The organism is Curvibacter sp. EU05-FHT14A10, from assembly GCF_058791075.1.
Genome location: NZ_JBYTDE010000006.1, coordinates 317,540 through 337,370, shown reverse-complemented (window position 1 = coordinate 337,370; position 19,831 = coordinate 317,540). Strand labels below are relative to the sequence as shown.

The window sequence follows — 19,831 nt, the reverse complement described above, 5'->3', positions numbered from 1 at the left end:
ACCATGGACATCGCAGTCAACAAAATGAATCGTCGCCAGTTCATTGGCAGCACCGGCCTGTCGATCGGCGTGGCGCTGCATTTCGGCAGCCGCAGCACCGAGGCCCAGAGCGCCAGCGTGAGCACGCAGCCCGTCAACAGCTGGCTCAACATCGGCAGCGACAACAGCCTCTCGCTGACGATCGGCGTGACCGAAATGGGCCAGGGCACCTTCAGTACCCTGGGCCAGGTGATGGCCGAAGACTTGATGGTGGATTACAACCGCATCCAGCTGCGCCAAGGCGGGCCTGTCTACAACGTGTCGCCCGCACCCATCGGATCAGCCATCGTGACCGCGGGCTCCAGCTCCACCCGCAACAACTACTGGAAGCTGCGCGACGCGGCCGCCATCGCCCGGGAGACCCTGGTACAGGCGGCCATGAATCTGGTCGGTGATGCCACTCGCACCAACTACTCGGTGAGCAACGGTGTCATCACGCACACCAGCGGCAAACAGCTCAGCTACGGGGACGTGGCCGCCGCCGCAGCGCTGCTGATCCCGCCCGTCAGCGCCCCGCTGGTGCCTGACAACCAGCTCAAGGTGATCGGTCAAAGCGTGCCACGCCAGGACATTCCAAGCAAAGTGGACGGAAGCGCCCAATACGGCCTGGACGTGCGCCTGCCCAAGATGGTTTACGCGGTCATCCGGCACTGCCCTGCTTTCGGTGGCACGCTGCTGTCGGTGCCTGCGCAGCCAGCCGGTGCGCTGGCCTTGGTGCCCGTGCGGGTGAGCCCGGGCACCGGTCGCGGCCTGGATGTGACCGGTAATGTGAATGCTGTGGCCGTGGTGGGGCCCACCACCTGGGACGCCATGCAGTCGGCGCGCAGCCTCAACCTCAAGTGGAACCTGCCAGGCAATGCCGCGGCCCTGAACACGGCTCAGTTCTTTGCCGATGCGAAGGCCCTGGCCCTCTCAGCGCCAGCCTATGTGGCCGGCGGCAGCAATCCCCCCGGCACGCTGTACACGGTCGAGAACAGCGGCGACAGCGATGCGGCGCTCACCCAGGCCACCCCGGGCAGTCAATTGCTGGATGTGAGCTACCAATTGCCCTATGTACCGCACGGCTGCATGGAGGTGCTCAACTGCACCGTGGATTACGTGGCCGGCGTGAGCTGCACCGTTTATGCCCCCACCCAGGTGGCCAACTCGGCGCTGGCTCTGGTGGTGCAGCTGACCGGTCTGAGCGCCGACAAGATCAGCTTCCACACCACCTTGCTGGGCGGTGGCCTGGGCCGCAAGGCCGAGATCGACTTCATCGGCCAGGCGGTGCAGGTGGCCATGGCCGTGCAGCGACCGGTGATGCTGGTGTGGCCACGCGAAGAGGACTTCAGCCACGACCAGTATCGCCCCATGGGCCTGGTGCGGGCCCGCGCCCGGGTCGATGCCACGGGGCAGATCATGGGTTGGGCCTACCGCAATGTGTCCCCATCGATCAGTGGGCAACGCGGTCGCACCCTGCCTGCCACCGGCGACAGCCAGGGCTATGAGGGCTCCAACGCCCTGCCCTATGTGATGGGCGCGAGGCGGGTGGAATGGGTCAGCCACACCGCCCCCATCCCGGTGGGTTACTGGCGCTCGGTGGGGGCCTCGATCAACACCTTTGCGGTCGAATCGATGATCGATGAGCTGGCCTGGGCCTGCAAACTTGACCCGTACCAGTTCCGGCGCAACCGCATCACGGATGCACGCTGGCTGGCCGTACTCGATGCCGCCGCCACATTGGGCACCTGGAGTGCGCCCACGGCCGCCGGAACCGCCCGGGGCATCGCCATCGGCACCGCTTTCAACAGCATCGTGGCCATGGTGGTCGAGGTCAGTGGCAGCAGCAGCACCTCGTTCAGCATTCGGCGCGTGAGCGTGGTGATTGACTGTTATCTGCCCGTCAACCCCGGCAACATCGAGGCCCAGATCACCGGCGGCGTGGTGCACGGCCTGAACGCCACCCTGTATGGCCAGCAGACCTTTGTGAACGGGGCCGCGCAGCGCCGCAACTTCAACACCAATCCGGTGATCCGGCCTCAGCAGATGCCTCGGGTGGATGTGCAGGTCATTCCACGCCCGGCCAGCACCGACCGCAGCAAGCCCATGGGCGGCGTGGGCGAGCTGGGCGTGCCCACCCTGGCCCCGGCCCTGGCCAATGCCTTGTACGCCCTGACCCGCCAGCGGCTGCGCAGCCTGCCGCTGTTTCCTTCGGCCACGATGGGCGATTGAAGCGCTCAGACCGGGACGGTCAGGCTCCGGTCCAACGCATGGCTTGCCTGCGCTGGTTCTCGGTCCCACCAGGCCGGCTCGCCAATGGACGCACGCAGGTGGGCCATGAACAGCCGGGCCCGCTGAGAGCGGCCCCTGCCCGGTGCACGCACGGCGTGGATACCTGGCAAACCCGCAGCCGGTGGCGCACCCAACTCCTCCGGGAACAAGGCCACCAGGCTGCCGTCGCGCAGGTGGTCGCTCACCACCCAGGTGGCGATGTGCAGCACGCCCAGACCACCCAGCGCCGCTTGCAACATGCCGTCCTTGTCGTCGGTGCGAAACCGCCCCCGCACGGCCAGGGGCTGATTGCGGTTGACGCCCGCATAGCGCCAGATGAAGGAAGGCGCCGGCGGCGTGGCCACGCTGATGCATTCGTGCTGCAGCAGCTCGATCGGCGAGGCCGGCCGCCCGGCCCGCGCCAGGTAGGCCGGGCTGGCACAGGTGACCAGGCGCACCGGCGCCAGCAAGGTGGCCTGCAGGTCGCTGTCGGGCAGCACGCCGATGCGGATGGCCACATCCACCCCCTGCTCGGCCAGGTCGATCACCTGGTCGCTGAGGTGCAGATCCACCTCCACACCGGGGTACTGGTGCATGAAGCCCGCCACGGCCGGCACCACATGGCGGCGCCCGAACACGGTGGGCGCCGCCACGGTCAGCGGGCCACGGGGCAGGTCGTCGAGTTGGTGCAAGGCATCGCGGGCCGCGGCGATCTCGCTGAGGATGGTGCGGGCCCGTGGCACGAACTGCTCGCCCGCATCGGTCAGGTGGATGCGACGCGAGCTGCGGTGGAACAGTGGCGTGCCCAACTCGGCCTCCAGCGCATCCACCTTGCGGGTGACGGAGGACACCGCCACATCCTGCTGGCGTGCCACCTCGGAGAAATTGGCGCTGCTGGCCACGGCGAGAAAGGTCTTGAGAGAATCGATCATGGGGCTTGGGAACCGAACCGGGTCAGGGAGATGAACGCTGCCAGAGCCTGCGGGCAGGCCCGCATTGACTTTGCAAACATCGCAAAGATACTTTGCACATCTTCGTATTGTTCTGTTTTTCGCAAAAAACAACAATAGCCGCTGTTTCCATTCCATCCCTGCAACCTGCACCCAAGGACACTTCATGAAAACATGGCATTCAAACCCCATCTCCAAGCCCGCAGCACGTCTCGGGCTGGCCCTGGCGCTTGCTCTGGGCGGCTTGGCTGGCACCGCCAGCGTGGCCCAGGCCGCGGCCCCGATGCAGAAAACCCAGGCCCCGGGCTGGTACCGCCTGATGGTGGGCTCGTTCGAGGTGACGGCCCTCAGCGACGGCACCGTGGACCTGCCGGTCGATCAACTGTTGCACGCCCCCAAGGGCCGGGTGGCCCAGGGCCTGGGCAAGCACTACCTGAAGGCCCCGCTCGAGACCTCGGTCAACGCCTTCCTGATCAACACCGGCAGCCGCCTGGTGTTGGTGGACGCGGGCGCTGGCGCCCTGTTCGGCCCCACCCTGGGGCGCCTGTCAGCCCAGATCAAGGCCGCGGGCTACCAGCCCGAGCAGGTGGATGACATCGTCATCACCCACATGCACCCCGACCACGTGGGCGGACTGGTGTCTGAGGGCAAGGTGGTGTTCCCCAACGCCACCGTGCACGCCGACCAGGCCGACAAGGATTTCTGGCTGTCGCCCGCCAGCCTGGCCGCTGCACCCGATGCACAAAAAGGCTTCTTCCAGGGCGCCATGGCCTCGCTGAACCCCTATGCCGAGGCCGGCAAGCTCAAGACCTTCCAGGCCGATGGCGAGATCGTGCCGGGCCTGCGCAGCCAGGCCACCCATGGCCACACCCCGGGCCACAACGTGTATGTGCTGGAAAGCGATGGGCAGCGGATGGTCCTGCTGGGCGACCTGATCCATGTGGCCGCGGTGCAGCTTGAGTCACCCGAGATCACCATCGGCTTCGACAGCGACGAGGCCCATGCCCGCACGGCCCGGGCCAACGTGTTCAAGGCCCTGGCCAAGGACGGCAGCCTGGTGGCCGTGGCGCACTTCCCCTTCCCCGGCGTAGGCCGCCTGCGCGCAGCGGGCAAGGGCTTTGTCTGGGAGCCGTTGAACTACAGCAGCCAGGTGAAGTAAGCGCTCTTGCGCTGAACAGGCGCGGGGCCGGAACGGGCCACGATCAGTGGCCGCCCGACCTGCGCGGCCCTCTTCCAGGCCTTGTTCCGCTGGGCCAGTGAGGACAACCAGGCCGGGGTTCCTGCCCAGGGGTGCAAGACCTCATGCGGGCGGGGTACCACGGCGCCGGGACGGTCATCGCCAGGCACCGGCCCCTGGCCTCAACCCGCCGGCATGCTGGCACAGCCCTTGAAGACCCGTGTCTTGCACTGCCTGCACAACTCGGGCTGCAAGGCTTTGACCAGACGCCGGTCCACATCCTCGCCAGCAGCAAACACCTGGTCGCGGCCGATCAGGTCCAGGCAGCCACTTTGCTCCAGCATCTTCAATGGCTCGGGCTTGAGGTCGTACAGGTACAGGTGGCCGCCGCGTTCACGCAAACGCCTGGCCTCGGCCGCCAGCATCTCGGCACCCGACAAGTCGATCACATTGATGCCCGAGGCGATCAGCATCAGGTTGTTCTGCCGCACGCCCAACTCATCGAGCGCATGGATGCCCTGCTGCACATGGGTGATCGAGCCGAAGAACAGCGAGCCATCGACACGGATGATTTCCAGCTGCGGGCATTCGAGCTGACCTTGCACCGGCCTGAAGCTCAGCTGCGGTGTGCCCGGATCAGGCGTGACCACCTGCAGCGGCGGCTGCGAGGTGCGGTACAGGTACAACAGCACCGACAGGGCCACACCGATGTAGATGGCGGTCTCGAGGTGAAACACCAGGGCCGACGCAAAGGTGGCGATCAGGATCAGCCCTTCGCGCGGGCTGATGCGCCAGGTCTTGCGAATCTCGGCCACATCGACCAGCGTGCTGGCCACCAACACCAGCAGCCCCGCCATGGCCGCATAAGGCAGGTAGCGTGCCATCGGCCCCAGGAAGAACACCAGCGCGAACAAAATGAAGGCCATCGCCACTGCCGCCAGCGGGCTGCGTGCCCCTGACTCGACATTCACCCCCGAAGCGTTGAACGAGCCGCTGGACACATAGCTTGAACAGAACGCGCCTGCCAGATTGCCCAGGCCCTGGCCGATGAACTCCTGGTTGCCATCCACCCGTTGCCCGGTGCGGCTGGACAGCGAGCGCGCAATCGAGGCCGCCTCGGTCAAGGCCAGAATCGACACCGCGGCCGCCGCCGGCAGCAGCTGACGCCATTCCGCCAGATCGAAATCAGGCGCCGTCAGCGGCGGCAGCCCCAGGCTCATGGCCGAGATCATCTTGATGTGCGTGACCTGCTGGCCCAGCAGCGCATTGAGCACCGCCGCCACCGCCGCGCCCACGCCGATGGCCCCGATCAGGTAGGGTACCTTGGGCACCCAGCGCTTGAAGGCCAGACCGCCCAGAACCGTGGACACGCTGACCGCCACCACCCAGGGCTGGATCTGGTCGAACTGCGCCCCCAGTTGCTGAAAGGTACCGAAGAACGAAGAGCCCCGCGCAATCGGCACGCCAAAAAAGCTGGCCACCTGATTCGCCACGATCAGCAGCGCTGCCCCTCCCGTGAAGCCCACGATCACCGAATGCGACACAAAATTGACCAAGCCGCCCATCCGAAGCAGGCCCAGCCCCACCTGGATCATCCCCACCAGCAGGGTCAGCGTCAGCACCAGGCGCACGTAATCGGGCGTGCCCGCCTCGGCCATTGGGCTGATGGTGGAAAACACCACGATCGACAGCGCCGTGGTCGGCCCCGACACCATCTGCCAGCTTGAGCCCCACAGCGCCGCCACCACCACCGGCACCATGGCGGTGTACAGGCCGTACTCGGGCGGCAAGCCGGCAATCGTGGCATAGGCCACGCCTTTGGGCACGATGAGAATGGCGCCTGTCAGGGCGGCCATCAGATCGAATTTCAGCGTTTCGGCCGTGAGGCGCGGCCAGTTGGTCAGAAACGGGAACAGCAGGGAGAGGATTTTCATGGGCGTGGGCCTTCAGCGTGGGTCAAAGCTCAGGGCGTGCCGCGGGCATACCAGTCGTGGAACGGGTGCTTGTCTGGCGCGTTGGCATCGAAGCGGGTGTAGGTCATGCCGGGTTGGGCCAGCGTGCACTTCACCAGGTCCAGCGCCTCTTGCTCGGCGGCTGTGAGGCGTATCCCAGCAAGCCGCCCATCCATCTCGCTGCTCAGATCCTGGCGCACCAGGGCGGTGCTGTAATTGCGATTCACGGTGGCCTGGTAGATCGCTACACCGCTGCTTTTGTCTCTGACATCGTTGAGAAGATCTTTGACAACCTGAGCTTCACCCCGGTTCTCCAGTGAGGCCACCAGCACACTCATGCCCAGGCCAAACAGGTCATGCTCCAAGCCGCGCTTCTTTCTCAAATCAGCCTTGGAGCCTCTAGGCAGGTTGTACGCCTGAGTGACCTGATTCACGTCCTCCCCTGCCCGTGCATCCGCCCGTTTGCTGAATTTGTTCAGACCATCGGAATCAATCAAATCCAGTTGCCCTGTCTTGACATCCATGCAGAAGTTATTGGGCTTGATGTCGCCATGCACTGCCGCATGGGCATGCAATTGCGACAAGGTGTGCAAGCCGTTGTGCAATGCCTTTTGCCATTGACTGCTGGGCACCCGATGCGCGGTGTCGTTCATGATGTTGTCCATGCTGGGCCCACAGGCCTCGGGCATGACCGTCGCGACAATCTGCAAGCGCTCAGTCGCCTCGGATGGCTGCTCCAGAGCCCACTCGCGAAAGCGCTTGTCTGCGGGCACGGCGTGGTAGCGAGTGTCATCCCCTTGGGCATCGTTCAATTGCTCTGCCACGATGTACAGGCGGGGCGCTACAAAACCGGGCACCCCCTTGAGGTAGGTGGCCGCGCCGTTCAATTGCGCGCGGTCAAATTTACCGTCTGGCCCTGCCAGCTTCAAATTCTTGGGGGCCTCGAACTCCTTGAGCACCATGTTCTCGCCCGCATAGCTGGCTTTGCCCACAGCGCCATGGGCGCCGACGCCGATCGGATTGGCGTTCACATTTTTCAACGTCAGTCCAATTTTTTGATACAGGCCCTCCAGGCTGTGCTCCGATTGAACCTGCTGCTGCGCCCGCCCAATAAAACGCAGCATCACCTCGGCCGACACGCCTTTCTTGCCGGCCTTGTCACATTCATTCTTGAACTCAGCCAGCACCGCCGAACTCGCGCCCGCTTTGGCCAACAAGGTCTGCATGGCCTTGCCGGTCGCCAGACGCGCCGTTGAATGAGCCTTGCCGAACAAGCCACCCCAGCGCTTGGCGCCCACCAAATCCAGCGACGCGTCTTGCCGCCCCTTGTGGCTGCGCAGGCGCAAAACCCCGTCCCTGACACTGCCACTGTTGTCATCTCTCAACAACGCCCTGCCCAACTCAGCCAGCTTGTCTTTGGCATTGCCAATGATTGCTTCATTGCTGCCAATGGTGCTGGCGATGTTCGCAGCGCTGTTGCCCCTCAGGCCCTGAAAAGTAGTGATCGGCATCGTCAATTCCTCAGCCCATCAGGGCATTGCTGCCCAGGGGCAGCGCCCCTACGGCATCGGGTTCAGCCTGGGGCTCGCGGCACTGGCGGGCCAAGTCTTCGGCCTGTTGCAGGCCCTCGCTCATCAGGGCCTGCAGATCGGCCACGCCCAGGCCGGCCCACGGGCCTTGCCACTGCAGTACCAGCACGCCCTCGTCGTCCACGCTGGCCACCCAGCCCTCGGCGCGCAGGGCCTCATGGTTGAACTGGTGCAGCCAGCGCCACAGCGGACGCTCGTCGCTGGGCTGCAAGGCCTCAGCGGGCAGCACGTCCACCTCCAGCAGCACCATGGCCGACTGACCGGGGTGCTGGCCCAGACGCAGGGCGTGCTCGCCGCTTTCAAACTCCAGCCCGTACAGGCCGGGGTCGGCGGGCGCGCTTGAAGGGGCGGTATCGCCCGCCATCGCTGCCACCAGGGCGCTCAACAGGGCTTGAAAATCAGGGTCGATGGTCATGGGCGGGGAACGTTTTTGAAATGGGGGCCGTGGGTTCAGCCGCGCAGCACATGGGCCATGCCGATCGGCTCGACCCCCGCATCAGCAGTGGTCGCCAAGGGCGCCAACGACTGCCAAAGCGTGCGCAGGCTGGCCGCGCGCTGCAGGCCGTCAGCCAGGGTGGCGCGCAAGTCGGCCGCGGCCAGGCCCTGCCAGGACAGCACGCGGTTCAGTTGCAGCACCTCGTCGTCATCCAGGCTGATCAGCCAGCCCTCGCCCAACGCGGCCTCATGGTTCAGGCCGTGCAGCAGCGCCCACACCGGGGCATCGCCCGGCAACGGGGTTTCATACGTGGGCAGCACCTCGATTTCGATCAACAAGGCGCCGGACCGACTCCGGTGGCGGCTCACACGGCCGGCATGTGCCTCGCTGCCAAAGCTCAGGCGCGGGCTAACCGCCGCGGCCGGCTCGGCCGGCGGGGCCAGGTCGTTGATCAACAGCTCAAAGCCGTCCAGGGGGGCCTTCATGCGCTGTCCTCAGCCGGCCTTCTGGATGGCCGCCTTCATGGCATCGGCCACTTCCTTGACCACCGTGCTCTGGATGGATGACATCAGCGACCACTGCTGCACCTGCTGCTGCACCTTGAGCATGGTGATGGTGTCGGGGTTGGACGCCGCCGCGGCCAGGGTCTGCTGCAGGTTGGACTCCACGGCCTGCATGGCAGAGAGCATGTTGGTGCTGAGGCTGTCAAACGACAGGGCGCTGTTGCTGATGGTCATGGTGGGGCTCCGGTTGAAAAAAACGACGATTCGTCAAAGGGCTGTCGAGGGCGCTGGGCCCGCTCAGGTTCAGGCGTTGCAGCACCTGGCGCGCCGCACCCAGGGCCGCCAGGGCGGCGGCCATGTCGCGCTGCACCTCGGGGCGCAGGGCCTGGCGGCTGCGCGCCAGCAAACCAGACTCGACCTGGGCCAGGTGCTGGTCCAGTTGCTGGCGCAGCAGCCCGGCTTGCGGCCCGGACAGGGCCTCGTGCAGGTCCAGCGGGGTGGCCGCAGCCGGGTCGAAATCGGGCGCTGCAGGGCCTGAGAGGGATGGGGCGTTCATGGGGCACCTCGGGGCAGGGTCAGCGTCTGCCCCGCGCTGGTCTGAAAAATCACGGCGTTGTCGTCGATGCGGGCCAGCACCAGCCCCTGCCGCACCAGGCCACCGGGCAACAGCCGGCGCCCATCGGCCAACAGCACATAGGCCCGTTCGCCGCTGACCACAGCAGCCACCTGAGGCAGTCGCTCAGTGGCCGAGCGCGCCACGCCCCTCGGGCTGGCACCGGCGCCCGGGCCCTGGGCCATGGCCAGGTCGTCCAGGCTCACCGCACTGGCCTCGGGCAAGGCCTGGGCAATCAGCTCGCCCAGCACGGCGCGGTCCAGATCCGGACCGACGGGCCCGCTCACCCGCACCCGGCCGCCGGGTTCGGCGGTCAGGCGCAGCGCCGGCCAACGCGGGGCCAGGGCGGCCACATTGCGGGCAAACTCAGCCTGGGTCAGCAGATCCACCTTCAGCAGGCTCAGCCAGGGTGCGAGCCGCGCCAGCAAAGTGTCCATCGCGTCGTCACTGCCAACCACGCCCAGCAGGCGGATCCGACCACCCGCCACGGCGGTGGCGCGCACCGCAGCGCCCAAGCCGGCCTGGCCCAATTGGCGCTGCACGGCCTGCAGGGCTTGAACCGGGTCCAGGGGGCTGTCCTCGATCCCATCTGGGCGCTGGGCCTCGTGCACGCCCGCCTGCTGCAACCAAAGCTGCGCCCCCCCCAACAGGCCCAGGGCCAGGGCCAGCAAGCCCGCCAAGGGCAAGGCGCGGTGCCAGCGACGGCGCGGCCGGGCGGTGGGCAGCGACGCCTTGTGGCGCGGGTCTGCGACCGGGCCGCCAGCCTCAGCGCTCAAGGCACCTGCCGCAGCGCGGTCTGGTGCGTCAACCCTGTCCACAGGCGCCTCCGCTGAAGCCTCGGCATCCGCTTCGGGCCCCGGCACAGCCTGGGCCAGACGGTCGGGCAAGGCCTGGCATTGCTCGGCGGTGGGCACCGGGTCCGAGGCCAGGGCCGCTTGCAGGCACAACCCGCCCAGGCGCATCGCCTGGCCCCAGGCCAGGTGAAGCGAGCCCAGGGCATCTTCCCAGTGCCAGCCGTCGTCCAGCAGCGACAGCGTGGCCTGCGGCAGCGGCAGGTCGCTCAACATCAGATCGGCTTCGTCGTCGGGCGCCACGCGCCAGTGGGCCTGGGCGTCGTGCCGCGGCAAAAAGGCCACTGCGCCCTCATGCACCCCGCTCAGCACCCGAAACTCAAAGCCGTCGGCGCTCACAGATCGATCCTCGCCAGCGGCTGGATGTTGATCTCTGGCGTCAGCTCCTGGTAGGACAGCACCTGCAGATCAGCCAGCGAACTTTCGATCAGGCGCCGCACATAGCGGCGGATGTCCATCGAGGCCAGCAGCACCGGCTTTTGGCCGGTGGAGGGCAAGGTGCCCACACTGCGCTTGATGGCGTCCACCAGGCGCTTGCTCACCGCCGGGTCCATCGCCAGGTAGCTGCCGGCCGAGGTCTGGCGCACCGCAGCCCGAACGGCCTCTTCGGCCTTGGGCGCCAGCAGGTAAGCCGGCAAGGTGTTGAGGCCGCCGGAATACTTGTAGCTGATGTGTCGCTTCAGAGCGCCGCGCACGTACTCGGTCAACAGCACCGAGTCCTTCTCTTTCTGGCCCCATTCCACCAGAGCCTCCAGCACGGTGCGCAGGTTGCGGATCGAGATGTCTTCGGACACCAGACGCTGCAGCACCTCGCCGATCTTCTGGGCCGGCATCACGCGCTGGGCCTCCTTGACCAGGTCGGGGTAGCGTTGCTCCATGGCCGTCAGCAGGAAACGGGTCTCCTGCACACCGATGAACTCCGACGAATGCTGGCGCAACACCGTGGCCAGGTGATAGGTGACGATCTCGCTGCTGGTCTTGACCCGCAGGCCGGCCTGGCTGAGCAGCTCGCCCAGGTGGGCACGCACCCAGAAAGTCTCGATGCCCGGCAAGAACGGTTTGTCGCTCTCGTAGCCCAGGCCCAGCGATTTGAGGGTCTGTTCGGGCTCCATCACCAGCAGCCAGCCCGGGCGCAAGCGTCCCTGGGCCACCGGCACCTCGGACAGCACAATCTGGTAGGCCTCGGCCGGCAGCCGGTCGTTGTAGCGCAGGTGAATGCCCGGGAACGGCACCCCCATGTCGAAGTACAGGGCCCGCCGGATCTTGACCAGCTCATCGTTGAGCCGCTGTGGGTCAATGGCCTGGTTGAGTCCGGTGAACACATCCAGAATCAGCGGCACCGTGGGCACGAACTCGTCGGTACCGTCCTTGCGCGCCGGGCGCGGTGCGCTGCCCGAGGCCTGCAGGGCCGGGCTGTCATTGATGTCGCCGTCCTCGTCGAGCGGCTTGGCCCCTTTGCGGGTGGCATAGCCGATGCCCAGCAGCGGCAGGGCCAGCAGCACAAAGATCTCGAGCGGCATGCCCGGGATCAGGCCCATGCCCAGCGCAATGCAGCCGCCAATCATCAGCGCCCGCGGCTCGGCCAGGATCTGCGCCCCCATGTCGCGCCCCACATTGCCCTCGCCGCCATCGGATTGCACCCGCGTCACGATGATGCCGGCGCAGATCGAGATGAACAGCGCCGGGATCTGCGAGATCAGGCCATCGCCGATCGACAGGATCGAATAGGTTTGCATGGCCTTGCCAGCCGGCATGCCGCGCTGCAGCACGCCGATCAGCAGCCCGCCCAGCAGGTTCACCGACACGATGATCAGGCCTGCAATCGCGTCACCCTTGACGAACTTCATCGCCCCGTCCATCGCACCGTACAGCTGGCTTTCTTTCTCGACCACGCCGCGGCGGCGCTTGGCCTCTGCCATGTCGATGGTGCCGGCGCGCATGTCGCCGTCGATGGCCATCTGCTTGCCCGGCATGGCATCGAGTGAAAAGCGCGCCGCCACCTCGGCCACGCGCTCAGCCCCCTTGGTGATCACCACAAACTGCACGATGGTCAGGATCAGGAACACCACCAGCCCCACCACCAGATTGCCGCCCACCACAAAGTTGCCGAAGGTGTCGATGATGTGGCCCGCATCGCCTTGCAGCAGGATCAGCCGGGTGGTGGCGATCGAGATGCCCAGGCGAAACAGCGTGGTCACCAGCAGCACCGACGGAAAGGTCGAAAACGCCAGCGGTGAGGGCAGGTACATGGCCACCATCAGCAGCACCGCCGACAGGGTCATGTTGACGCCGATCAGCGCGTCCACCACCAGCGTGGGCAGCGGCAGGATCATCATGAAGATGATGGCCACCAGCACCACCGCCAACACGATGTCGCTGCGCCGCGCTGCCAGCAAGGCCAGTTTTTGCAGCATCCGGTTCATGGCAAGGCCTTCACGGGTGTGGCTGCGTGGCGCCGCAGGGCCAAAAAGGCCTGCATGGCGGCGTCGGCTTCATCTTGCCGGCCCAGCGTGCTCAGCACCTGGGCCCGCAGGGCGTGCAAGCCGGCATCCACCCGGCCGGCCAGAATCAGGCGCTCCAGCACGGCCAGCGCCTGATCGGGCTGGCGGGCCCGAGTGTGGGCCAGGGCCAGGGCACGCAGGTGTCCTGCCTCGCCGGGGTCCAGATGGGCCAGGGCCTTCAGCAGGGTGCAGGCGCGGGCCGGGTCGCCATGCAGCAGGAACAAGCGCCCCACCATGCCCAGCACATCGCGTTGATCCTCAGGCAGTGCCATGCCTCAGCCCTGCATCAGTTGGTGGGCCATGCCGTAGGCAAGGTCATGGTTGGCCAGGTGTTCCGACAGCTCTTGCGTGGCACGCCGCAGGTCCAGGGCCATGGTCGGGTCGCTCGCGCCCTTGCTGGCCTGGCGCAGCGTGCCCAACAACTCGCCCAGGCATTCACCAAAACCCAGCGCGGTCAACACCCGGGCCGAGGGCATGGGCGCCGCACAGGCCCACTCATTGAGCAGCGCGTCGGTGCCCGTACCAATGGCCACCGTGTGTTTGAGGCCCTGCAACTCCAGGTCCGAGGCCCGGGCCGCCGACGATTCACCAAAAATTGCCTTCAGATCGAGGTGCTCGGCACGCCCGGGCTTGACGTCGCGGCCTTGAAAAAAGCCATACAGGCTGCCCAGGCGGGTCAGGGTGTCGGTCGTGGCGGTGTTGGAAGTTGAAGTGGCCATGGTGTGGGGTTCGGTTCGGGCGGGGTACGTGCGCAGTGCTGGGGCGCGCCGGGTGCGTCAGCCGATCTGGGCGGCGTGGCGCCACTGCGCGTGCCACTGCATCAGTTGTTCGACGGCCTGCTGCAGATCCGGGCCACCCAGGCCGTGTTGGTCGGGCAGGCGCAAGGCCAGCACCAGGCAGGCGTCCTGTCCCTGGCCATGCAGCCCCACCCGGATGGGCCAACGCCCCGTGCTGTGGCGTAGGTCACAGGCCTGCAGGGCCTGCAACAGGGCCGGGGCCGGCACATGGGGGCAATGCGCCACCAGGCTGATCACCAGGTGGGTGCGGCTCAGGTCCAGGCTCAGGCTGTCGCCCGTAGGCAGGCCCAGGCGCACATGACCTGCGGGGTGCAGGCTCAGGCCCTCCAGGCCCTGCAGCTGGCCGAACTCCGCCACGGCTTGTTCTGCACTCATTCGGTTTCCTCGCGGTCGATGGCCGCATCGATGGCCTGCTGAGCCGCGTCCAGCAGCGACTGCCGAGCCTCGGACGAGGCAAACACCTGCGGCGGCAGGTCGCGCAGCCCGGTGCGCAGGCCGGTCAGAAAATCGACCACACACGCGGTCGGGCGTGCCACACCACAGCGCTCGGCCACCCGGGTGAAGCGGCTGGCATCCACCCAGCGCTCACCGGTCAGCGCCACCAGCTCAGACGCCATCAGCGTGCCCTTGAACGGCGGCACCGCATGGCGCTTTGCCAGGGTCTGGCTCAGTCGGCCGCCCTGCTCGACCACGGTGGCAATCACCTTGAGCTGGAACAGGTCGGTCACCAGGTTCTGCAGCCGCGCCCGCTCGGCCGAGGGGCGCTCAGCGGCCAGGTCGGCACCCAGCGCATTGCGCAGGGTGTCCAGCACCCGCATGTAATCGTCGGCCCCGCCGCCCGAGGCCGTGTCCAGCACATGGCGCAGCGTCGAGGCCAGATCGGGCTTGGCCAGCACCGCGTCGCGGTAGGCACTGCGGAAGCCCTGCACCTCCTCGGGCGTGGCCAGCGCGGCCAGCGCATCGGCCGAGTTCATGTCGGCCCGGATCAAATCGCCATGCTCGGCCAGCAACTGGGCTGCCGCCTCTTCCACCTGGGCCAATGCCCGGCCGCCCGGGTCGGCACCAGCCACGCCATCACGGATCAGCGAGGCCACCTCCAGCAAGCTCAGGTACTGGCCCGACGGCTCGTCGCCTCGGGCCTGCGCCTGCTGGCGCGCCTGGCCCGGGTCACGCAACACGCGGCGGGCCAGGTCCTGCAACTCGGCCTCGTGTTCGGGCCCGGGCTTGCCGCCGCCTGACTGGCCTGCGCCCTGCATCAGGCGCTGCAGCTCTTGCAGCCGCGCCCGCGTCAAGGCCAGGTCGGCGTTGGGGCCGGCCCCCACGCGGCGCTCCTTGATCGAGCGCTCCTGCACCCGCGACGACAGGCTCTGGCTCAGCTCGTCGGCCGAATCGGACAACAGCGACATCGGCTCCAGCACCGCCAGCGCCAAGGTCTGCGCCCCCCCTGCGGCAGCAGTGGCCGCGCGCTGCTGAACCGGGGCATGGCCCAGGCCGGTCGGGCGGTGGTGCGAGCTGAGGGCTGAGGGGTGGTGCATGGCCTGTTCACGATAAGCTCAAACAAGCACCCGCTACCTGTCCAAACCTGTCAATTGGGGGGGCGGGTCGTGGGGTCCAGGTCGGCAGACATTCTTGTCAATGCCCCCGCATGGCGTGCTGAACCGAATGGGTGCGACCTCAGGCGACGGCGCTGAGGCGGGGATCGTCCAGCCATTGTTGGTATTGGCCTTGTGCCCAGTTTCGATCGGCCCAGCGATCAGCAGGCTGATTGGCCGCATCCATCGCATCAAGCGCCCAACTCACCATCGGGCTCGGCTTGTCAATAACGGCTACCAACTGCTTCATGTGCTCGTACTTCTTTTCATATTCATTCATCTTTTTTTGATATGCCTCTTTACTGACCTTGAGGTTCCCACTTGAGAATAGGCGATGAAAAACATTCGCCCTTTTCAAGGCATTATCCATTTCAAAAGACGCTTGATTTTTTAATCTAACAGCATAGCCCGCTGGAATAATGCTGGCATCAGCACCCCATGCTTGAGGCGATTTTTCTACCACGTCCTTGAAGGCCTGCTTGAAAGACGTGAATACCTCTGGCGACATTTCCATTTGCATGGCAATGACAGCCGTGGCGTGCAGATCTGATTCTGTGCCGTATTTTTCTCTCTTCAATGCTTTCTCTGGCAAATAAGCATTGGTACCCGCCATTCCATTGACAAACCTTGAAGCAGGGCTTTTTTTACTGGTTTTGTGCAACATGCCGGTATCAATCAGCGAGATCTTTTTTGTCATCGGATCGAAAAACAGGTTTTCAGGTTTCAAGTCCCGATGTACAAAGCCGCGCCGATTGAGGCTTTTGACTGAGCCCAGCAAATTTTTGATAACCAACTGCCGCTCTGCCGCAGCCAGTGATTTGCTTTTGAGCAGCGAGTTCAACTCTTGCCCTTCGGCCTTGGGCATGATCAAGCCCGCACACGCCACGTCGCCCGCCCCCGCTGATTTGATCAACTGACGCAGTTGACCCGGTGCCAACATTTGATATTGGTGATGGGCCGTTTTCACCCAAAAATAGTTGGGCTGGACCACACTCACTTCGGCAGCATAGCCAGGCTCTTTGTTGCTGTTCAAAAACGTGACGATCGCCTCGTTGGTGACCTTGGTTCGGACCGAAGAGAGAGGCAGGGTTGCACCAGCCCCTGAACCGGTTTTGAAAGTCTTGAGTACAAAACCCCCCGCTTGCCCGGCGATTTTGATTTCTCGCGCGACACCAAACCCACCTGAGCCCAGAACCCGACCGAGTTCAATTTGAGCCACAGCTGCCAATTCATTGAGGCTGCTGGCCTGCAACACAACAGGGCTTGGGGATGGCGGCTGAGTCGGCTCTTCAAGCAAAGGCTCGGCCTGCAACTCATGGGCGTTCTGAAGGGCCTGCGCCATGAAATCGGGCTCAATGTCATGGTCTTGTCCCTGGGCAAGTTGCTCAAAAAGCCCCCCTGAGTGGACAGGTTCTGCGGGCGACTGGTTCAGGACAAGCGGGCGCTCGTGCACATCCAATCGCCAATCCCCGTCCTCCGGGGCCATCAGTGAGTCATCCACCGCGGTACCGAAAGGCTGGAAATCGTCTGCAGGCCTCTTGATCAAGTCAGGCTGCGGAGGCTCCTGGGCTTGGTCGTAGAGTTGATAGCTTGGGCTTTGGGTGGCCTCCGACTCAGGCTCAGCGAGCGCCTCATTCGAGGGCGGGCCCAGCAATGCCAACAGTTCACAGGCCTGGACTCGGTTGGCATGGCTCCCTTTCTTGTCGAGGTACGCGGTGAGTCGGGCTTCAGCGCTGTCCAAGCCAGCCCTTTTGAGCAAGGTGGACAAGGCCTCTCGGGTGTCGTTGAGACGCTTGTTGCCCAAACCCCGCCCCCACAGCCGAAACCCGCTCTTGCGCCTGAGTTCCAACTCTTTGCCTGCATTGCTGCGATAGGCCAGAGACAACACGCCATCGGCTTTGCCTGGTTTGGACAGATGGGCCTTGATATCGTTCAGCGCCTTGAGAGCTTGATCCTGTGTCAGGCCCTGCACATGGCGCATGAAGTCTGCGCCGCCCCGGGCCGTGATTCCAACGGGCATGGTGTGCTCCTTTCAACCGCGAATGAACTGACCCAGGGCCTCGGCAGGCAACGGCGCCTGCACCGCCGCCACCTCGGGGCTTTGCAGGCTTTGCGCCACGGCTTGCAACTGGGTGGCACGTGCCAGACCATCCCACAGGCACTCGCCCAGCGCCTCGCCCAGGGTGGCAGCCACGGCCACCGTGGTGCTGACGCTGAGCCAGTCTTCATCGTCGATCACCGCCACCCAGCCATGCTCAAAGCGCGCCTCGTGGTTGAGACGCATCAGGTCCAGGGCCAGGGCGGCCAGCGCCTCTTCGCCGAGCTCGTGCAGCGCACAGGCCTGCACCTCGATCACGGCCAGGGACTCGTCGGCGTGGGGGATCACCCGCGCCATGCGACCCTCGGCTTCAAACTCCAGGCCCAGCGGGTCGACCTCGGGCGGCACGGGCTGGCCTGCGGCGGCCATGGCCTCGGTGATCCAGCGTTGAAAAGGGGTGAGCGTGGCAGCAGCAGAGATGTTCATGGCCGGGAAGGGAGAGAAAGGCGATGCCCGACCTTAATGCCGCTTGGGCGCTGGCAATCTGTCAGTTTCTGTCAATTCCAGGGGCGGACCGGCCGCACACCCTGAAGCAAACCCAACCCGGCAGCACTTGAAGCGCTGGGCAGTGCTCAGACCCCGCCCTGAACCAGTCGCTCCAACCAGGCCCCGACAGCCTGGTTGGCGCTGGCGTGGTCTTCATGCCCCCCCAGCACGGGCTGATCGGGATCTCGAAAGCCCGGGAACTGAGCCTCTGCAAGTCGCATGAGAGGCAGTTGGCGCTCGGCCGCCATTTGCATCGCCCGGGGGCCGAGTTCAGGCTCGTTGTCGGCCACCACATAGACCGGGCACTTTTCGCTGGGGCCCTTGTCACGCACGACATCGAGGTAACGCTCCGCCCCAAATTGCCCCACGGCGCCCTTGGCCCCTTGTTTGCCCAGCCACCCGAAATCGACCGCCGCCCGATCGGGCGCCGAGGCCATGGGCCGGTCATAAACCACGCCCATCAACTGTTCGCCCATGAGTTGAGCGTGGGCATGAACCCGACCGGCCGCCGCCGCCCCCAGGGAGTAGCCGCGCAAAATGATTTGATCAGGCCGAAAGCCCAGGCCCTTCACATGCTCATAGACCCGCATCGCATCGTCAGTGATCGACTTGGGCGTGGGATTGCCATGCCCGCTGGCGCCAAAGCCCCGGTAATCGACTGCGAGAAAATTCAAACCACCGGCCACCCCAGGGCCAGCCGCCTCGGCGGCCGGGTAGCCGTAGTCATGCACATGGCCATGCGAGCCTCCAAAAAAAATCACGATCGGTTGGCTGGTGTCCAGAGCAGCGCCCCCCTGCGCGTTGGCTGAGCGGCTGATGCCCACCAGCTCAGTGGTGTGGCGCCCCCCGGCCGGGATCACATAGCGGGGGTCTAAGTTGAGGCCCCATTGGCGCTGAAGTTGGCTGATGCGAGCCAAGCCCGGGCCCGTGGACGGTGCGCGCCGCTCGTCCCTCGTACCAAATAGCTGATCCCCCAACAGCAGGTTGTTGTTGCCCTCTTTGGGCAGCACCTGCTTGACGAGGCGCTCGCTGGTGCCCTGCACCAGGTGATCCTGCATCAAGGTGGCCAGCCCGCGCCCCCCCACCCGGTTGCCATGCTTTTGCAGGTACAGCTTCAACTGATTCTGGGCTGCGGGCGACAGGCCGGCCTGCTGGTACAGGTTTTGCAAAGCCTGGGCCGTGTCGGCCATCTTGCTGTCGCGGCGCGCAATGGCCTGGTACCAACTTTTGCGCTCGAACACCATGGCCTGCCCGGGGCGCTGGCTTTGGGTATGCATCAGTTTGAGCACGCCACTTTTGCCATTGATCTGGGTCTGAATCTGGTTCAGCACTCTGAGCGCGCTGTCGCTGTCGAGTTGCCGGACCCCGGCCAGGCCATGAACGGCCTGCCCTTGCAGCGATGTGATGGACGTTGCCATGTGAAAGCTCCTCTGAAGACCTTGCCGCAGGCAAACCTGTGGCGCTTAAACTGCCGGGGTCCCCCCAAGAACCCCTTGAACCCTGCCGGAGGCCCTCCATGAGCACCCCGTTTGAATCCCTCATGCAAGAACTGGCCGCCAGCCATGGCATGGTGGCCGACGCCGCGCCCCTGGGCCTGGAATTCAGCTGCGAGGGTCTGACCGTGCTGCTGCTGCCCCACCCGCTGCACCCCGAGCGCCTGCTGGCCGAAGTGGAGATGGCCCCACTGACCGCCCCGCTCACGGTGCCGCTGCTGAGCCTGGTGCTGCAGGTCAACGAGCTGGCGCGCTTTGAGCACGACTGGCAGATCGTGATGGACGCCGAGCAACACTTCAGCCTGAGCCGCAGCGCAGCCCTGCCGGGCCTGACACTGGCCGAACTCGAGGCCCTGCTGCAAGACGGCCTGGACCGCGCCCAGTCGCTGCAAGCCCTGCTGCAAAGCGCCGCCGAAGGCAGCCCGGGCGATGACGAGGAGACAGGGGCCGAAGCACCTTTGCTGGCAGGCGGGTTGGCGCCGGCTTTCATGGTGCGCGTGTGAG

19 protein-coding genes are annotated in these 19,831 nt (G+C 65.6%); 3 read left to right on the top strand and 16 right to left on the bottom strand.

The annotated features are described in order from the left end of the window. Nucleotides 1–3 precede the first annotated feature (3 nt). Nucleotides 4–2,250: a xanthine dehydrogenase family protein molybdopterin-binding subunit gene (locus tag AC3WUT_RS14260; RefSeq protein ID WP_492347731.1), complete on the top strand. Its 2,247-nt coding sequence runs from the start codon at nt 4–6 to the stop codon at nt 2,248–2,250. A 5-nt stretch (nt 2,251–2,255) separates the two neighbouring features. Here the strand turns inward: AC3WUT_RS14260 and AC3WUT_RS14255 are convergent, their stop codons facing one another. After that, nucleotides 2,256–3,221, bottom strand: coding sequence for a LysR family transcriptional regulator (locus AC3WUT_RS14255; RefSeq protein ID WP_492347730.1), 966 nt, complete (start codon nt 3,219–3,221; stop codon nt 2,256–2,258). 184 nt (nt 3,222–3,405) lie between these two features. On the opposite strand from AC3WUT_RS14255, the gene AC3WUT_RS14250 reads away from it, so the two are divergent. Then, nucleotides 3,406–4,398, top strand: coding sequence for an MBL fold metallo-hydrolase (locus AC3WUT_RS14250; protein WP_492347729.1), 993 nt, complete (start codon nt 3,406–3,408; stop codon nt 4,396–4,398). 200 nt (nt 4,399–4,598) lie between these two features. Here AC3WUT_RS14250 and AC3WUT_RS14245 read toward each other — a convergent pair whose 3' ends face one another. From AC3WUT_RS14245 to AC3WUT_RS14175, 15 genes are all read right to left on the bottom strand, one after another. Next, nucleotides 4,599–6,350 (bottom strand): SulP family inorganic anion transporter, encoded by a 1,752-nt coding sequence (locus tag AC3WUT_RS14245; RefSeq protein WP_492347728.1) that lies wholly within the window; start codon nt 6,348–6,350, stop codon nt 4,599–4,601. A gap of 29 nt (nt 6,351–6,379) precedes the next feature. Next, nucleotides 6,380–7,879 carry a hypothetical protein gene (locus AC3WUT_RS14240; RefSeq protein WP_492347727.1) on the bottom strand — a complete coding sequence of 500 codons (1,500 nt, stop codon included), beginning with the start codon at nt 7,877–7,879 and terminating at the stop codon, nt 6,380–6,382. Nucleotides 7,880–7,889: 10 nt separating this feature from the next. Then, entirely contained in the window at nt 7,890–8,372 is a 483-nt protein-coding gene (locus AC3WUT_RS14235; RefSeq protein WP_492347726.1) for a hypothetical protein, read from the bottom strand. A 35-nt stretch (nt 8,373–8,407) separates the two neighbouring features. Beyond that, the gene (locus tag AC3WUT_RS14230) at nt 8,408–8,878 is read right to left on the bottom strand and encodes a hypothetical protein (protein WP_492347725.1); all 471 of its coding nucleotides are present in this window, start codon (nt 8,876–8,878) and stop codon (nt 8,408–8,410) included. A 9-nt stretch (nt 8,879–8,887) separates the two neighbouring features. Then, complete coding sequence (locus AC3WUT_RS14225; protein WP_492347724.1) at nt 8,888–9,130, bottom strand: EscF/YscF/HrpA family type III secretion system needle major subunit; 243 nt, start codon at nt 9,128–9,130, stop codon at nt 8,888–8,890. Then, nucleotides 9,099–9,452 (bottom strand): hypothetical protein, encoded by a 354-nt coding sequence (locus tag AC3WUT_RS14220; RefSeq protein ID WP_492347723.1) that lies wholly within the window; start codon nt 9,450–9,452, stop codon nt 9,099–9,101. The genes AC3WUT_RS14225 and AC3WUT_RS14220 overlap by 32 nt, the downstream gene beginning before the upstream one ends. Then, nucleotides 9,449–10,699 (bottom strand): SctD/MshK family protein, encoded by a 1,251-nt coding sequence (locus tag AC3WUT_RS14215; protein WP_492347722.1) that lies wholly within the window; start codon nt 10,697–10,699, stop codon nt 9,449–9,451. Before AC3WUT_RS14215 ends, AC3WUT_RS14220 begins: the two co-directional genes overlap by 4 nt. Further along, nucleotides 10,696–12,783, bottom strand: coding sequence for a type III secretion system export apparatus subunit SctV (sctV, locus tag AC3WUT_RS14210; protein ID WP_492347721.1), 2,088 nt, complete (start codon nt 12,781–12,783; stop codon nt 10,696–10,698). The genes AC3WUT_RS14215 and sctV overlap by 4 nt, the downstream gene beginning before the upstream one ends. After that, entirely contained in the window at nt 12,780–13,133 is a 354-nt protein-coding gene (gene sctY / locus AC3WUT_RS14205; RefSeq protein ID WP_492347720.1) for a type III secretion apparatus assembly chaperone SctY, read from the bottom strand. Before sctY ends, sctV begins: the two co-directional genes overlap by 4 nt. A 3-nt stretch (nt 13,134–13,136) precedes the next feature. After that, a complete protein-coding gene (locus tag AC3WUT_RS14200; protein WP_492347719.1) occupies nt 13,137–13,580 on the bottom strand; it encodes a hypothetical protein in 444 nt (147 codons plus the stop codon). Nucleotides 13,581–13,637: 57 nt separating this feature from the next. Further along, the gene (locus tag AC3WUT_RS14195) at nt 13,638–14,033 is read right to left on the bottom strand and encodes a type III secretion system chaperone family protein (RefSeq protein WP_492347718.1); all 396 of its coding nucleotides are present in this window, start codon (nt 14,031–14,033) and stop codon (nt 13,638–13,640) included. Next, the gene (locus AC3WUT_RS14190) at nt 14,030–15,193 is read right to left on the bottom strand and encodes a TyeA family type III secretion system gatekeeper subunit (RefSeq protein ID WP_492347717.1); all 1,164 of its coding nucleotides are present in this window, start codon (nt 15,191–15,193) and stop codon (nt 14,030–14,032) included. Before AC3WUT_RS14190 ends, AC3WUT_RS14195 begins: the two co-directional genes overlap by 4 nt. Nucleotides 15,194–15,332: 139 nt before the next feature. Further along, a complete protein-coding gene (locus AC3WUT_RS14185) occupies nt 15,333–17,270 on the bottom strand; it encodes a protein kinase domain-containing protein (protein ID WP_492347716.1) in 1,938 nt (645 codons plus the stop codon). 12 nt (nt 17,271–17,282) lie between these two features. Continuing rightward, entirely contained in the window at nt 17,283–17,774 is a 492-nt protein-coding gene (locus AC3WUT_RS14180) for a hypothetical protein (protein ID WP_492347715.1), read from the bottom strand. A gap of 146 nt (nt 17,775–17,920) precedes the next feature. Then, on the bottom strand, nt 17,921–19,252 hold the full coding sequence (locus tag AC3WUT_RS14175; protein ID WP_492347714.1) for an alpha/beta hydrolase: 1,332 nt from the start codon (nt 19,250–19,252) through the stop codon (nt 17,921–17,923). A gap of 98 nt (nt 19,253–19,350) precedes the next feature. Between AC3WUT_RS14175 and AC3WUT_RS14170 the strand changes: the two genes are divergently transcribed. After that, a complete protein-coding gene (locus AC3WUT_RS14170; protein ID WP_492347713.1) occupies nt 19,351–19,830 on the top strand; it encodes a hypothetical protein in 480 nt (159 codons plus the stop codon). Nucleotide 19,831 lies beyond the last annotated feature (1 nt).